Below are 13861 nucleotides of genomic sequence, written 5' to 3' on the forward strand. Positions count from 1 at the left end.
GGCTCACGAGGAGGATCGCCGCCCCAGCAGAGCCTCCCAGACGCGCCGCAGATCGAGCCGGCCTTCGGCGGCGCGGCCCAGCGCAGCGCCGATGGCCATGAAGAGGAGCGAGACGAGGAAGCCCCACACACCGAACTGGAAGGACATGAAGGCCAGGAACGCCCCTGCACCGATGCCCACGACGACCAGACTCACTGCACCTCGATTCCGGGCTTGACGCCCTGGCGCGGCTCGCCGATGAAGACGTCGGCGATCTCGACGTTGACCTCGATGACCTGCAGCCCCGTGAGGTCCTCGACAGCGCGGTACACCGCCGCGCGGACCTGGTCTGCGAGCTGCTGGAGCGGGACGCCGTACTGGGCCACGAGCGTCACGTCCACGGCGGCCTGCGCCTGGCCGACCTCCGCCCGGACGCCCGTCGCATGGTCGCTCAGCACGGGCCCGACGGCCTCGCGGATCGCCCCGAGGGCGCGGGAGGGCGCGGATCCGAGGGAATGGACACCCGGGACGGCCCGGGCAGCTGCAGCGGCGACCTTGGCGACCGCGTTCTCGTGGACCACCGTCCGTCCCGTGGCGGCGACAGCAGCGCTGTACTCGTCACCGAGCGCGCCTGGTTCCTGGGTCATCCGGCCTCCCCTCGTCGCCTCTGCGCACTACCTTAGTACGCACCGCCGACACTGGACCTGAGGCTCCGCGCGGGACGGCTTTCAGGCGGCGACGAGGCCGTCCGCGACGACGCCGAGCATCGAGGCGACCTCGTCCGGACCGAGCGCGCTCGCGTCCGCGACGGCGGCCACGGCGCCGACGAGGCGCGAGATCTCCATGGCGCTCACGCCGGGACGCAGGGCGGGTCCCAGCTCGTCGATGACGCGCTGATTGGCACCGAGGTACCGCGTGCACTTCGCCACGAACGGAGAGTCGGGGTCGCCGAGCGCGAGGGTGATGCGCGCGGCCGCGCCCTTGTGTCCGTTGAGCAGGTCGACGTAGTCGCCGAACCAGCTCACGAGCTTCTCCCTCGCGGAGCCGTCGAGCCCGAGAGCCCGGTCCACCGCGGCCTTGACCTTGTCCGTCCAGGCCTCGAGCACGGCATCGTACAGGGCCTCCTTGGTGGGGAAGTGCCGGTACAGGGTGCCGGCCCCGACTCCTGCGGCCTTGGCCACCTCGTCCATCGAAACCCCGGTGAAGCCCTTGTCCTTGAACAGGGCGCGAGCGATCTCGACGATGCGATCGCGGTTGCGGCGGGCGTCAGCGCGCACGGACCACACACCTTTCCTCGGACACGGTTGCCAAACGGAGAGCGTCTCCGTATAGTTCTAACCGGAGGATCTCTCCCTTTTAGTGTACGTCAGCCCCTCGGCCAGAACAGGACACTTCCCCATGCCGCAATCCACCGCCCTCCGCGCGCCCGCAGCGACCACGTCCGCGGGCGCAGCACCTCCCCGCCGCGCCGCCAACATCGGCCTCTGGCTCGTCATGCTCGCCCAGCTCATGCTCGTCCTCGACGCGACCGTGGTGAATGTCGCCCTTCCGCACATCGCCACCGACCTCCGCTTCTCCCCTGCCCAGCTCAGCTGGGTGCTCAACGCCTACGCGCTCGCCTTCGGCGGCGTCCTCCTGCTGGGAGGACGGGTCGGAGACGTGTTCGGGCGCCGCCGCACCTTCCTCATCGGAGTCGCGGCCTTCACCGCCTTCTCCCTTCTCGGGGGCATGGCGACATCACCCCTCCTCCTCGTCCTATCCCGAGCCCTCCAGGGCCTCGGCGCCGCCTTCGCCGCACCGAGCGTGCTCGCCCTCGTGACGACCTCCGCGAAGGACGACGGCGCGCGCCACCGCGCGCTCGCCCTCTTCTCCGCCATCGCATCCATGGGCGGCGCGCTGGGACTCATCCTCGGTGGCGTCCTCACCGACGCGGCCAGCTGGAGGTGGACCCTCTTCATCAATGTGCCCATCGGAGCCGTGATCCTCGTGGCCGTGCCGCGGCTCGTCCCCGAAACCCCGCGCCGGTCCGGCCGCTTCGATGTGCTCGGCGCTGTCACGGCGACGGGCGGCGCCGTCGCCATCGTCTGGGCGCTCCTCCAGGCGGCCGACCACGGCTGGACGGATGCCCGGACGCTCGGCGGCCTGGCCGTGGGTGCAGCGCTGCTGGTTGGACTCGCCATCACCGAGCGCCGCGTGGCGCACCCGCTGCTGCGCCCCGAGCTGCTCCGCAGCCCAAGCCGGGTCGGCGCCCTCGCCGCGATGGCGGCGACATACGGCGGCATGCTTGCGATGTTCTTCCTCATGGTCCAGTACCTTGAGGACGTCCTGGGCCTCTCCCCGCTCGTGACCGGGCTGGCCTTCCTGCCCATGCCGCTGAGCGTGTTCGCCATGTCGCGGGTCATCCCTCGCCTGGTCGAGCGCTTCGGCGCCGAGCGGCTCGTGATCTCCGGCGCCCTGCTCCGTGTCGTCGGGTTCGTCCCGCTCACCCAGATTGGAGCCCACACTCCGTTCCCCGTCGTCGTGGGCGCACTGGTCGCCACCGGGATCTCCGCGGGCATGACCTTCATGCCGCTCACCACCCTCGCGCTCCGGAACGTCGAGCCAGAGCACGCCGGGGCGGCCTCGGGCCTGTTCCAGACCATGCAGCAGCTTGGCGGCGCGGTGGGCCTTGCCATCGTTGCGTCGACCTACGCCGCCTTCGCGGTCCCCGGCGATGTCCTTGCCGGCGGCCGGGCGGGGTTCGTCTCCGCCACGGTGCTCTCGGGCCTCGCGCTCGTGGCCGCAGTGGGGCTGTCGCTCAGGGCCCGGCGCCCATGAGCGCTGCCGCGGTCGCGCTCAGCCGGCCTCGACCAGGAGCTTGAGGTTCTCGAGCGTCTGCTGGCGCGCCCGCTCCTGCATCCTCTCGATGATGAGCTCGTCCGCGAACTTCCCGATGGCGCTTCCGGGCACGTTGTAGTCGAACTCCGCCGTCACCTCGGTGCCGCTCCCGTTCGGCTCGTAGTCCCACACCTGCCATCCGCGGAGGGGGCCCTCGAACTCGATGCGGATGCGCTGGCCGCCGGACGGGGTCGCGCTGCTCTCGGTGACGCGCGTCGTGACGTGGAAGGGGACCCCGGCCATGAGGTACTTGTGCTCCACGACCGTGCCCGGGCCGCCGTCGCCCTCGATCTTCTCGGCTTCGCCCAGGTTCACCCACCACGAGGCCCAGTGCTTCGGATCCGCCGCCACCTCGACCACCCGCTCGACCGGCGCGTCAATGGAAATGTCCACCTTGATGTGTCCCATGGAATGACGCTAGAGCGGCGCCCGGTGCCCGGCCACGGCCCAAAGGCCCGGCACAAGATCCCCGTCCGGGGGCGGGGAGCGGAGGAGACAACAGCAGAGGCCCCCGCTGCTGCGGGGGCCTCTGCCTGAAGTGGCTCCGACCGGCGTCGATCCGGTGACCTTTCGATTTTCAGTCGAACGCTCTACCAACTGAGCTACAGAGCCTCGATGATCTCTCACCGAAAGGCAACTGACCGTGGGCCATGTCGCCGAAGCGACCCTGACGGGACTTGAACCCGCGACCTCCGCCGTGACAGGGCGGCGCGCTAACCAACTGCGCTACAGGGCCTCGTATTTCGCGGGTTGATCCCCGCTCACAAGACTTAGATCCTAGCAGACCCTTCGGGGCCTTCCCAAATCCTCGCCCTGCGTACCCCCAACGGGATTCGAACCCGTGTCGCCGCCGTGAAAGGGCGGTGTCCTAGGCCACTAGACGATGGGGGCCAGCCAGACCATCAAACTATAGGGCCCGGCTCTCTGGCCAGACAAATCAGTAGAGTTGGCCGCATGGGCGCGGCGTGGATGGGCGAGGACGAGTTCGAGGCGGCTGTCGACGCCGCCCTCGCCCAGATCCCCCGGCGCGTCGCGAAGCACATGGACAACGTGGCCGTCTTCATCGAGGACACGTACGTCCCGGCGGCCCACGAGGACCCCGACACGGTCCTGCTGGGCCTCTACGAAGGGACCCCTCTCACCGAGCGGGGCGAGTGGTACGCCGCCGGTTCCCTTCCAGACCGCATCACGATCTTCCGCGAGCCGATCCTGCAGATGTGCTCCACCCGTGAGGAGGTCGTCCAGGAGATCCTCGTGACCGTGGTGCACGAGTTCGCGCACCACTTCGGGATCGACGACGCCCGCCTCCACGAACTGGGCTGGGGCTGACCCTCCCCTCCCTTCTCCCCCGCCTCCATCCGTTTCGGGTACGCATCTCGTCGCGATTGCGGCATTCCGGGTACGGCGGCGACCACCCGGCCGCCGCTCGGAGCAGCACCGAGGCGAGCGACCGGCGTCGTGCGCACAGCAGCGCGCGGTGGGCGGGGAACTCGCCGCCCACGTCTCAGTGCCAGCTCGTACCCGAAACGCCGAATGGCTGCCGAGATGCGTACCCGAGACGGGGAAAGGGCGACGAGATGCGTACCCGAAACGGGGGTGGGCGCGGGGAGGGGTGCGAGCTAGGGCGCGAGCATCGGGCCGAAGGACGGCCGGTCGGAGAGGCGCTCGTCGGCGCGGTCCGGGACCACCATGACCGGGCCCTTCGCGTGGTGGAGGACGCCGTCCGTCGTCGAGCCCAGGAGCATGCCCGTGAAGCCGCCGCGGCCGCGCGTGCCGAGCACGAGGAGGTCCACGGTGTGCGAGACGTCCACGAGTACGTCCACCGGCGCGCCGTCGAGCAGGCTCGTCTGCACCTCGAGGTCCGGGAAGTGGCTCTGGAGCCAGGCCGTCCCGGCCTTGAGCTGGGCGCGGATGTCCTGGAACAGCTGCTCCCGGTCCACCGGCGCGGGCACCCACGCAAGGCTTCCGCTGAACTGCGGCACCGCGCAGACAACCCGCAGCGGCACCCCCCGCATCATGGCCTCCTCGGCCGCCACGAGCACCGCAACGCGGGCCTGGTCGGAGCCGTCGACGCCGACTGCCACCACGTCCTCGACGTGCACCGGACCTTCCTTGGACTGCTCCTCGCGGACGTGCCGGTCCTCGATGACGCCGCCAATCCGCTCGGCGAAGCGCAGCGGAACCGTCACCGTGGCGCAGTGCGCGTGGGCGGGGAGGGCGCTCGAGACGGATCCGAGCAGCCTGCCGACGAACCCGCCGCGGCCACGGGAGCCGAAGACGAGGAGCTCCGCCGCCTTGGAGAACTCGAGGAGCACTCCGGCCGCGTCGCCGGACTCGACGGAGGAGGTGACCTCAAGCCCCTCGGCCTCGCCGAGCTGCTCGATCGCCTCCTTGAGGACGGCCTCGGCGCCGTCGCGGATCACCGTGTCGTCGAACGTCGCGTAACCGCCGTCCAGGCCGGATGCCGCGAAGAGGGGGACGCTGTAGGCGGTGACCACGTGGAGGGGACGCCGGCGCCGCCGGGCCTCCTGGGCAGCCCACGCGAGGGCGCACCGGCCGTGCTCGGAGCCGTCGACGCCGACCACGATCCCGGGGGGGAGATCGGCTTCAGCCGGCTCGCCGCCGGCCGCATCGTCCTGGGGGTGGAGCTGGGCGTCCATGGCTTCCTCCTCGACTCGCTGGGAGCCTAACACGGCCCCCACATGGCCAATGTCCCCCGTCACACAGGGGCGGTCAAGGCCGCTTCGAGAACCGTCCACAAGGTCACGGAACGGTCTACCGAAGCGCCCCGATTTTCTGTAGGGTCGAGTGCGTCACCCCGTTCTGGAACGATCCTTTCGGATGCGGGGTGGTGTTCTGCAAGCAATGTCGGGGGAACCGCGCGAGCAGCAACCGACCGTGCCATTCCGCAGGAGGACCAGCCCCGTGCCCGTGCCTACGCCATCTCGCCACGAGGATGCGCCGACCCCGCAGGCCCGGGCGCTCCAGGGCGAGGACCCCGGCGCCGAGTCGACGAGTGCGGTCGTGATCGGGACAGGCCTCTCGGGCCTCGCCGTCGCCGCCGAACTCGCCCGGCATGCCGTGGCCGCCGTCACCGTGGACGGGCTCGAGAGCTCCGCCCCCACCACTGCCACGTGTGCGCTCCGGGTCGCGGACCTCTCGAGCGCCGAGTCCATGGAGTACCTCGAAGTGCTTCGGCACCTCCGCAAGCATGCCGTGAGCCACGGCCTCGACGTGCGCCATCAGCTCACCGCCCGCCACCTCGCCCTCGTCGAATCGGCGGACCCGGAGGCCCCGGCGCGATGGGCCGTGCGGACGGACACAGGAGTCCTGTACGCGGACGCCGTGGTCCTCACCCGCTGCGCGCACAACCAGCTGCGGCGCTTCCTCGCCGACCTCGGCTACTCACTCGGCGAGCATCTGCTCGAGGCCCTCGGGCAGATCGGCCTCTACCTCGTGGGCGTGACCGGGCTCGCCGCGCCGAGCACGCGCGAGGCGCTGCTGCAGGCCAAGCACGTGGGCGCCGAGGTGGCCGCGCGCGTCCGCGCCGGCCTCCAACCGGCCTGAACCGCAGCCGGCTGCTCAGGCCCCACCGCCCGCGTCCTCACTCCCCCGTCCGGTCCTCCGGGGCCTCCTCCCCTCGGGAGAGCCGGCGCCGCGCGCCCACGCCGAGCGCCGCGAGGAGCCCGACGGCGACCACGGCGAACACCGCGACCATCCACGGGAACGGCTCCGACTGCGCAGCCGGGGCAGGCGGGGCCGTCTGCGCCGTGCCCGGCTGGGAGGCCTGGATCCCGGGCGGCGTGCCCGGCGCGGCGGACGCTCCGGCGCCGGAGGCCGGCGTCGTGCTTCCCGCGGTGACCGTGAAGGTGAACGTGCCCTCGATCGGGTGCGAGTCCGAGCTCACCACGCGCCAGACCACGGTGTAGGCGCCGGCTTGGCCCCCGGCGCGGAGCTTCTGGTGGACGCTGCGGTCGACGACCTCGGGGGCGCCGTCGGAGACGTCCGTCCCGGCGGGGTCCGTCACCTTGACCTGCGCGCCGACGCCGAGGGGCGTCTCGCTGAAATCGAGCCGCACCTCCGCCGGCGCCGTGGCCACCGTGGCGCCCGACGCCGGCGCGGAACCTTCCAGCGCATCGTGGGCGAACGCCGGGGCCGGGGCCAGGAGGACGAGCGCGAGCGCGGCCAGGCCCGCGGACGCCGCCGCGGCGGCTCGGGCCGAGGACGCGCGGAGACGGCGGAGGATCTGCATCACACCAGCCTATTTTTGGGCCGAAGGCACCACAACTGGCGAGTAGTATTGACCCGGCCTTCCGGGTGCCCGGGATGTCATGCCCCACCCACGAACCCCTCATCCCCCTTCACCAGGAGCGCCCATGGCATCGGCAGTGGACCGGTACTTCAAGATCAGCGAGCGCGGCTCGACGGTGGCCCGCGAGATCCGCGGCGGCCTCGCGACGTTCTTCGCGCTCAGCTACATCGTGGTCCTCAACCCCCTGATCCTCTCGGGCGCCGACGCGGCCGGAAACCACCTGGGCATCCCGCGGGTCGCGGCGATGACCGCCCTCGTGGCCGGCATCCTGACGATCCTCATGGGCGTGTGGGCCAAGCACCCGTTCGCGCTCGCGACGGGCCTGGGCGTGAACGCGTTCGTGGCCGTGACCGTGGCGACCCACCCGAACGTCACGTGGCCGGACATGATGGGCCTCGTGCTCGTGGCCGGCGTGGTCATGTTCGTGCTCGTGCTCACGGGCTTCCGCACGGCCGTGTTCAAGGCGGTGCCGGAGGGGCTCAAGACGGCGATCGTGGTGGGCATCGGCGTCTTCATCGCCCTCATCGGGCTCGTCAACGCGGGGTTCGTGCGCCGCATCCCCGACGCGGCCGGCACCACCGTGCCGCTGGGCCTGGGCGACGCCGGGCGGCTCGTGGGCTGGCCCACGCTCGTGTTCGTGGTGGGCCTCGTCCTCACGATCGCCCTCATGGTCCGCAAGGTGCGCGGCGCGCTCCTGATCGGCATCATCGCCGCGACCGTCCTCGCGAACGTCGTCGAGCTCGTCTTCCACGTCGGCCCGTCCGTCGCCCCGGGACAGGCCCCCAACCCCGCGGGCTGGTCCCTCGTGGTCCCCGGCCTCGGCAACGTCGCGCCTGTGGACCTCAGCCTGTTCGGCCAGGCCAACCCGCTCGGGGCGTTCGCGCACCTGGGCACCCTCGGCGCCCTCCTCATGGCGTTCGTGATCCTGCTGAGCATCTTCTTCGACGCCATGGGCACCATGGTGGGCCTGGCCCGCGAGGCCGGCACCATGGATGAGAACGGCCAGATCCCGAACGTGGACCGCGTGCTCCTCGTCGACGCGTTCGGCGCGATCGCCGGCGGCGGCACCTCGATCTCCTCCAACCAGATCTTCGTCGAGTCCGGCGCGGGCATCGGCGAGGGCGCCCGGACCGGCCTCGCCTCCGTGGTCACCGGGGCGCTGCTCCTGCTCGCGATGTTCCTGACCCCGCTGATCAACCTCGTCCCGTTCGAGGCCGTGGCCCCCGCGCTCGTGATCGTGGGCTTCCTCATGTTCCAGCAGGTCGCGCGGATCGACTGGCACGACCTGGGGATCGCCATCCCGGCGTTCCTCACGATCGGCCTCATGCCCTTCACCTACTCGATCGCCAACGGCCTCGGCGCCGGCTTCATCTCCTACGTGCTCGTGCGCCTCTTCCAGGGCCGCGCCAAGGAGATCCACCCGCTCATGTGGGCCGTCGCCGCGGCGTTCCTCATCTTCTTCGGGATCGGCCCGGTCGAGAAGGTCCTCGGCTTCTAGCGGTCACCTCGCACGACGGCGGCGGGCCGGCTCCTCGGGGCCGGCCCGCAGTGTTCGTTTCGCCCTCTCCTTCGGTCAGAGCCCCGGTCTACACCCCGGGGCTTTGACCGAAGGGGAGGGCTTCTTTCGGCCCGGGGCTGAAGCCTTTCGGCAGGCAGGGCCGCGGCCGTACGCTGACGACGGCGCCGCGGCCGTACCGCTTGCACCCCCACCTTCGGCGCCGGCACCGGAAGGACCACGCGAATGGCCTATACCGTCGGCTACTTCATCGGCAGCCTGTCCCAGAAGTCGATCAACCGCACGCTGTCCAAGGCGCTCATCCGCCTGGCACCCGACTCGCTCGCCTTCGAGGAGATCCCCATCAGGGACCTCCCGCTCTACAACCGGGATCTCGACGCCGACTACCCGCCCGAGGCCCGCGCCCTCAAGGAGGCGATCGAGCGCGTGGATGCCGTCCTGTTCATCACGCCCGAGTACAACCGGGACATGCCGGGCTCACTGAAGAACGCCATCGACTGGGCCTCACGCCCGTGGGGCACCAATTCGTTCAACCAGAAGCCCTCAGCCGTCATCGGAGCGTCGCCGGGCAAGATCGGGACGGCCCTCGCCCAGCAAAGCCTGCGGGCCGTCCTCTCGTTCTGCAACTCGCCGCAGATGAGCGCCCCGGAGGCGTACATCCAGTTCCTGCCCGGCGTCTTCAGCGAGGACGGCGAGGTGGGGGACGCGAGCACGGAGGAGTTCCTCCGCCACTACATGGAAGAGTTCGCGCTGTTCGTCGAGCGGGTGCTCACCGTGCTGCCCCGGGCCTGAGGCCGCCCTGCCGGCGCACGCCGAGGAGGGCCAGGACCCCCAGGGCAAGCCCAAGGGGAAGAGCGACGCTCGTCGCGCTGAGCCACGCCCCGACCCCTTGTCCGCCGTGGACGGCAGCGGTTCCAGCGGCCACTCCGGTCGCCGCAGAAGCCAGCAGGAAGGCCGCAGCGCCGAGCGCAGGGACGAGACCCGCTGGGAGGGGGACGTCCTTGGGCAGGATCCTCCACAAGGCCAGGAGCACGAGGCCGACCGCACCGAGGAACACCCGGCCCTCGACGACCTCGCCCCAATGGTGTTCGGCGGCTGCCTGGGCGCAGTCGAGCCCCGGATACGGTGCCTGCAGGACGGCGCAGCGCGCGGCTGTGTAGGCGACTCCTGGCAGGTCGCCGGAGACGAACCCGGCGCCCCACAGCCGTCCGAAAACCTCGGAGAGCACGCCGCTGAGGCCCACGGCGATCGCTCCCATGGCGGCCAGTCCCACAGCGGGCCGCACGAGGGCGCGCAGCGGCAGGCAGCCGAGGGAGCGCAGCGGCGTCCGGAGCGCCGAGGTCGCGGACCCCACCGGCCCGAAGCGGCGCACGGCCTCCGCCTCGGCGTCCTCGGGGCTCAGGCCTTGGGCCATGAGGTGGCCGGCCGACTCGCGCAGGTGCGACTCCGCCTCGGCGAGCAGGCGGCGGGCGGCCGCGGGCTCGGAGTCCCGTGCCGCGGCGAAGAGTTCATCGAGGTAGCCGTCGATCGCGCCCGCATCTTCTGGCCGCGGGTTCACTGCGCCGCTCCGAGGACGCCGCGCACGGCCGAGGAGAATCCGTCCCACTCCCGTGTCCTGCGTTCGAGTTCCGCACGGCCCGCGGCGGTGAGGGCGTAGACCCGGCGGCGCGCCGGAGTGGCGTCGGCCCAGCGGCTCGCGACCCATCCGGCCGCCTCGAGCTTGTGGAGTGCAGGGTAGACCGAACCCTCCTGGAGCTCGAACTGCGCGCCGCTGCGCTGGTGGATGCGCGCGATGAGCGCGTACCCGTGCGCTTCTCCCACGCCGAGCGAAGCAAGGAGGAGGAGGTCAAGCTGTCCATTCACGCTGCTGCGTCCCATACCTAGACAATCTAGGCTTACCTGCTCTGGCCCTGCAAGGGTCAGCGCGGCGCCGGGTCGTGGCGGAGGTACTCGCGCCGGAACGTCCCGGTGCCGGCGGTCAGCCCGCGCAGCTCGACGGCGTAGCGCAGCAGCTCGGCGTCGGGCACCTCGGCGCTGATCTCGGTCGTCTCGCCGGCGGACGTGGTCCCGGTGAGGCGCCCCCGCCGGGAGGAGAGGTCGCTCATGACCGCGCCCACGTAGTCGGCAGGGACGCTGATGGTCACCGCCGAGACCGGCTCGAGCAGCTGGATCCTTGCGGAGGCCGCCGCCTCGCGCAGCGCGAGGGCCCCGGCGGCCTGGAACGCGGCGTCGGACGAGTCGACGCTGTGCGTCTTGCCGCCCACGAGCGTCACCCGGATGTCCACCACGGGGAAGCCCTCCGCCACGCCTTTGGCCATCTGCGCGCGGACGCCCTTCTCGACGGACTCCACGAACGGCCTGGGGATGGCGCCGCCCACGATCCGGTCGATGAACTCGAAGCCGGCGCCGCGCCCGAGTGGCTCGACCTCGATGTCGCAGATCGCATACTGGCCGTGGCCGCCGGACTGTTTGACGTGCCGCCCATGCCCGGCCGCCGCAGCGGCGAACGTCTCGCGCAGGGGGGTGACGACGTCGACCGTCTGCAGCTTGACCCCCTGATCGCGCAGCCGGTCGAGCACCACCTCCGCGTGCGCCTCGCCCATGCACCACAGCACCAGCTGATGGGTCTCCGGGTTGCGCTCCACCCGCAGGGTCGGGTCTCCGGCGGCAACCTTCGCGAGGCTCTTGGCGAGCGCGTCCTCGTCGCCGTGGGAGGCGGCCTCGACGGCGACGGGCATGAGCGGCTCCGGCATCTCCCACGGCGCGACCAGGAGGGGCCTCTCGCGGGCGGAGACCGTGTCCCCCGTCTCCGCTCCCAGGCGCGCGACGGCGCAGAGGTCCCCGGCCACGGCGTACGGCGCGGCCTGCAGTGCCGCGCCGAACGGGGTGTAGAGGTGCCCGAGCCGCTCGTCGGAATCGTGGTCCGGGTGGCCGCGCTCGGCCAGACCGTGGCCCGCGACGTGGACGGGCGTGTCCTCGCGCAGGGTGCCGGAGAAGAGCCGCACGAGGCAGACCCGGCCCAGGAACGGGTCCACGGTGGTCCGCACGACCTCGCCCACGAGGGGGCCGTCCGGATCGCAGCGCAGCCCCTTGACCGGCGCGCCCTCGAGGTCCGTGACCGGGGGCACGGCGTGCTCGACGGGGGACGGGAAGCCGCGCCCGATGACCTCGAGGACCTCCGCGGTCCCGATGCCGGCGAGCGCAGAGGTGGGCACGACCGGGAAGAACGAGCCGCGGGCCACGGCCTTCTCGAGGTCGCCGATGATCGTGTCCAGGCCGATGTCCTCGCCGCCCAGATAGCGGTCCATGAGGGTCTCGTCCTCGCTCTCGGCGATGATGCCCTCGATCAGGGCCCCGCGCGCACCGTCCCAGCCGCCGATCTCCTCGGCGGTGCCCGGGCGCATCTCGGGCGGCGTGCCCGGCAGCGCCGCCTCGCCCGGGTAGTCCGAGACCGTCCGGGTGAGCAGGCCGAGCAGGCCGGTCGGCGCGCCGCCGGACGCCATGGGGACGTAGAGCGGGAGCACGGACTCGCCGAATGCCGCCTGGCAGCGGGCGAGCGCGGCGTCGAAGTCCGCACGGGGGTGGTCGAGCTTGCTGACCACGACCGCGCGCGGCATCCGGACGCGCTCGCACTCGTCCCACAGGGCCACGGTCGCGGCGTCGACCTCCTCGGCGGCCGAGACCACGAACAGGGCGGCGTCGGCCGCCCTGAGCCCCGCGCGGAGCTCGCCCACGAAGTCGGCGTACCCGGGAGTGTCCAGGAGGTTGACCTTGGTCTCCCCCGCCATCACCGGCGCCACAGACAGCGCCACCGAGCGCTGCTGGTGCACCGCGGCCGGGTCCGAGTCGCCCACGGTGGTGCCGTCCGCGATCGATCCCCTGCGCGCGATCGCCCCGGTCGAGGCGAGGATCGCCTCGAGGAGCGTGGTCTTCCCCGCGCCGGAGTGGCCCACGAGCACCACGTTCCGGATCAGCTCCGAACGGTCCGCCGCCGTGGGAGCCTTCGTGGACCCGTTGGTCCCTTTGCCCGACATGAGTTCCTCCTGCTCCTGCTCCCCAGCCGGCCGTGTCGTGTCCCCTATCCTGCCCCCGGCTCGGCCCTGAGGCGAGGGGGCGCTGGCACCGAATCCGGGGGCCCGGACATCAAGGGCCGCGGGCACTGGCGCACGCTCGGTCCGATGCTGTGTGCTGGGGGGATGAACGAGCCCCTAGACATCCCGTGCGAGCCGTGGCTCGGCCGCAACGACGGAGACTCCGCGGAGCACCGCCGCTGGTGGCAGGCCGTGCGGCCCTATGAGCCCGAGGCGCTCGCGGCGGCGGCGCACGACGGCGCCCGGTCCCGTCCCGCGGTGCTGCTCGGCTTCCGCTCGGAGGAGGGCGTGCGGCGCAACAAGGGCCGGCTCGGCGCCGCCGGGGGGCCCGCGGCGATCCGCGCGGCCCTCGGCCCGCTCGCCTTCCATCTCGAGCGCGAGGTGTTCGACGCGGGGGACGTCGCCGTGGCCACCGGCGGTGAAGGGCTCCCCGGAGACCTCGAAGGTGGCCAGGAGCGCTTCGGCGCCGCGCTCGCCGCGGCCCTCGACGCCGGGGCGCTCACGGTGGGGCTCGGCGGGGGCCACGAGACGGCGTACGCGAGCTACCTCGGGCTAGCGGAGTCGGAGCGCACCGGCGGGGCTCGGGTCGGAGTGCTCAATCTCGACGCCCACTTCGACCTGCGCAACGAGGAGCGGGCGACCTCCGGGACGCCGTTCCTCCAGATGGCCCGGGCCGAGGCGGCCGAGGGCCGCGAGCTGCAGTACGCGGTGCTGGGGATCTCGAAGCCGAACAACACGCGCGCCCTGTTCGAGCGGGCCGACGAGCTGCGCGTGCGCTACCTGCTGGACGAGTACACGACGCGCGAGACCGCCGAGTCGTTCGTCGAGGACTTCCTCGCCGATCTGGACGCGGTCTACCTCACGATCGACCTCGATGTGCTGCCGGCCGCGGTGGCCCCGGGGGTGTCCGCGCCCGCTGCCGTGGGAGTGCCGCTCGAGGTGATCATCGCCGTCGTGCGCCGGATCGCTGCGAGCGGGAAGCTGCTCCACGCCGACATCGCCGAGCTGAACCCCGCCTTCGATCTCGACGGGCGCACCGCGCGGGTCGCGGCGCGGCTCGTGGACACCCTCCTCGGCTGATGCGCG

At 71.9% G+C, this 13861-nt stretch carries 15 protein-coding genes and 3 tRNA genes; 6 read left to right on the top strand and 12 right to left on the bottom strand.

Annotated elements, in window-relative coordinates; translation table 11 throughout:
• Positions 1 to 3: 3 nt before the first annotated feature.
• From J2W21_RS02270 to J2W21_RS02280, 3 genes are all read right to left on the bottom strand, one after another.
• On the bottom strand, positions 4 to 195 hold the full coding sequence (locus tag J2W21_RS02270) for a hypothetical protein (protein WP_066494703.1): 192 nt from the start codon (positions 193 to 195) through the stop codon (positions 4 to 6).
• A complete protein-coding gene (locus J2W21_RS02275) occupies positions 192 to 626 on the bottom strand; it encodes an Asp23/Gls24 family envelope stress response protein (RefSeq protein ID WP_307112880.1) in 435 nt (144 codons plus the stop codon). Before J2W21_RS02275 ends, J2W21_RS02270 begins: the two co-directional genes overlap by 4 nt.
• Positions 627 to 707: 81 nt before the next feature.
• Positions 708 to 1256: a TetR/AcrR family transcriptional regulator gene (locus J2W21_RS02280; RefSeq protein WP_307112881.1), complete on the bottom strand. Its 549-nt coding sequence runs from the start codon at positions 1254 to 1256 to the stop codon at positions 708 to 710.
• A 121-nt stretch (positions 1257 to 1377) separates the two neighbouring features.
• On the opposite strand from J2W21_RS02280, the gene J2W21_RS02285 reads away from it, so the two are divergent.
• Entirely contained in the window at positions 1378 to 2796 is a 1419-nt protein-coding gene (locus J2W21_RS02285; protein ID WP_307112882.1) for an MFS transporter, read from the top strand.
• Between the two features lie 18 nt (positions 2797 to 2814).
• Here the strand turns inward: J2W21_RS02285 and J2W21_RS02290 are convergent, their stop codons facing one another.
• The 4 genes from J2W21_RS02290 to J2W21_RS02305 all read right to left on the bottom strand — a co-directional run bounded on the left by J2W21_RS02290 (position 2815) and on the right by J2W21_RS02305 (position 3747).
• The gene (locus tag J2W21_RS02290) at positions 2815 to 3264 is read right to left on the bottom strand and encodes an SRPBCC family protein (protein ID WP_307112883.1); all 450 of its coding nucleotides are present in this window, start codon (positions 3262 to 3264) and stop codon (positions 2815 to 2817) included.
• Between the two features lie 131 nt (positions 3265 to 3395).
• Positions 3396 to 3468, bottom strand: a tRNA-Phe gene (locus tag J2W21_RS02295).
• 50 nt (positions 3469 to 3518) lie between these two features.
• Positions 3519 to 3592, bottom strand: a tRNA-Asp gene (locus J2W21_RS02300).
• Between the two features lie 82 nt (positions 3593 to 3674).
• Positions 3675 to 3747, bottom strand: a tRNA-Glu gene (locus tag J2W21_RS02305).
• Between the two features lie 63 nt (positions 3748 to 3810).
• Here J2W21_RS02305 and J2W21_RS02310 point away from each other — a divergent pair.
• The gene (locus J2W21_RS02310; RefSeq protein ID WP_307112884.1) at positions 3811 to 4185 is read left to right on the top strand and encodes a metallopeptidase family protein; all 375 of its coding nucleotides are present in this window, start codon (positions 3811 to 3813) and stop codon (positions 4183 to 4185) included.
• 290 nt (positions 4186 to 4475) lie between these two features.
• Here J2W21_RS02310 and J2W21_RS02315 read toward each other — a convergent pair whose 3' ends face one another.
• On the bottom strand, positions 4476 to 5516 hold the full coding sequence (locus J2W21_RS02315) for a universal stress protein (protein WP_307112885.1): 1041 nt from the start codon (positions 5514 to 5516) through the stop codon (positions 4476 to 4478).
• Positions 5517 to 5787: 271 nt separating this feature from the next.
• Here J2W21_RS02315 and J2W21_RS02320 point away from each other — a divergent pair, with 271 nt between their 5' ends.
• Positions 5788 to 6423 carry an FAD-binding protein gene (locus J2W21_RS02320; protein ID WP_307112886.1) on the top strand — a complete coding sequence of 212 codons (636 nt, stop codon included), beginning with the start codon at positions 5788 to 5790 and terminating at the stop codon, positions 6421 to 6423.
• Positions 6424 to 6460: 37 nt separating this feature from the next.
• Here the strand turns inward: J2W21_RS02320 and J2W21_RS02325 are convergent, their stop codons facing one another.
• The gene (locus J2W21_RS02325) at positions 6461 to 7108 is read right to left on the bottom strand and encodes a copper resistance CopC family protein (RefSeq protein ID WP_307112887.1); all 648 of its coding nucleotides are present in this window, start codon (positions 7106 to 7108) and stop codon (positions 6461 to 6463) included.
• 124 nt (positions 7109 to 7232) lie between these two features.
• Here J2W21_RS02325 and J2W21_RS02330 point away from each other — a divergent pair, with 124 nt between their 5' ends.
• Positions 7233 to 8666 carry an NCS2 family permease gene (locus J2W21_RS02330; RefSeq protein ID WP_307112888.1) on the top strand — a complete coding sequence of 478 codons (1434 nt, stop codon included), beginning with the start codon at positions 7233 to 7235 and terminating at the stop codon, positions 8664 to 8666.
• A gap of 243 nt (positions 8667 to 8909) precedes the next feature.
• Positions 8910 to 9476, top strand: a complete 567-nt coding sequence (locus J2W21_RS02335; protein WP_307112889.1) for an NADPH-dependent FMN reductase — start codon at positions 8910 to 8912, stop codon at positions 9474 to 9476.
• Here J2W21_RS02335 and J2W21_RS02340 read toward each other — a convergent pair.
• The 3 genes from J2W21_RS02340 to J2W21_RS02350 are packed head-to-tail and all read right to left on the bottom strand — an operon-like array spanning position 9454 to position 12718.
• Entirely contained in the window at positions 9454 to 10242 is a 789-nt protein-coding gene (locus tag J2W21_RS02340; protein WP_307112890.1) for a permease prefix domain 1-containing protein, read from the bottom strand. The genes J2W21_RS02335 and J2W21_RS02340 overlap by 23 nt on opposite strands.
• Entirely contained in the window at positions 10239 to 10562 is a 324-nt protein-coding gene (locus J2W21_RS02345) for a PadR family transcriptional regulator (RefSeq protein ID WP_307112891.1), read from the bottom strand. The genes J2W21_RS02340 and J2W21_RS02345 overlap by 4 nt, the downstream gene beginning before the upstream one ends.
• Positions 10563 to 10603: 41 nt before the next feature.
• Positions 10604 to 12718: an elongation factor G-like protein EF-G2 gene (locus J2W21_RS02350; RefSeq protein WP_307112892.1), complete on the bottom strand. Its 2115-nt coding sequence runs from the start codon at positions 12716 to 12718 to the stop codon at positions 10604 to 10606.
• Positions 12719 to 12880: 162 nt separating this feature from the next.
• Between J2W21_RS02350 and hutG the strand changes: the two genes are divergently transcribed.
• Positions 12881 to 13855 carry a formimidoylglutamase gene (gene hutG / locus J2W21_RS02355; RefSeq protein WP_307112893.1) on the top strand — a complete coding sequence of 325 codons (975 nt, stop codon included), beginning with the start codon at positions 12881 to 12883 and terminating at the stop codon, positions 13853 to 13855.
• Positions 13856 to 13861: the final 6 nt, after the last annotated feature.

It is taken from the genome of Sinomonas atrocyanea, from assembly GCF_030811715.1.
In the GTDB taxonomy this organism is placed as follows: domain Bacteria; phylum Actinomycetota; class Actinomycetes; order Actinomycetales; family Micrococcaceae; genus Sinomonas; species Sinomonas atrocyanea_A.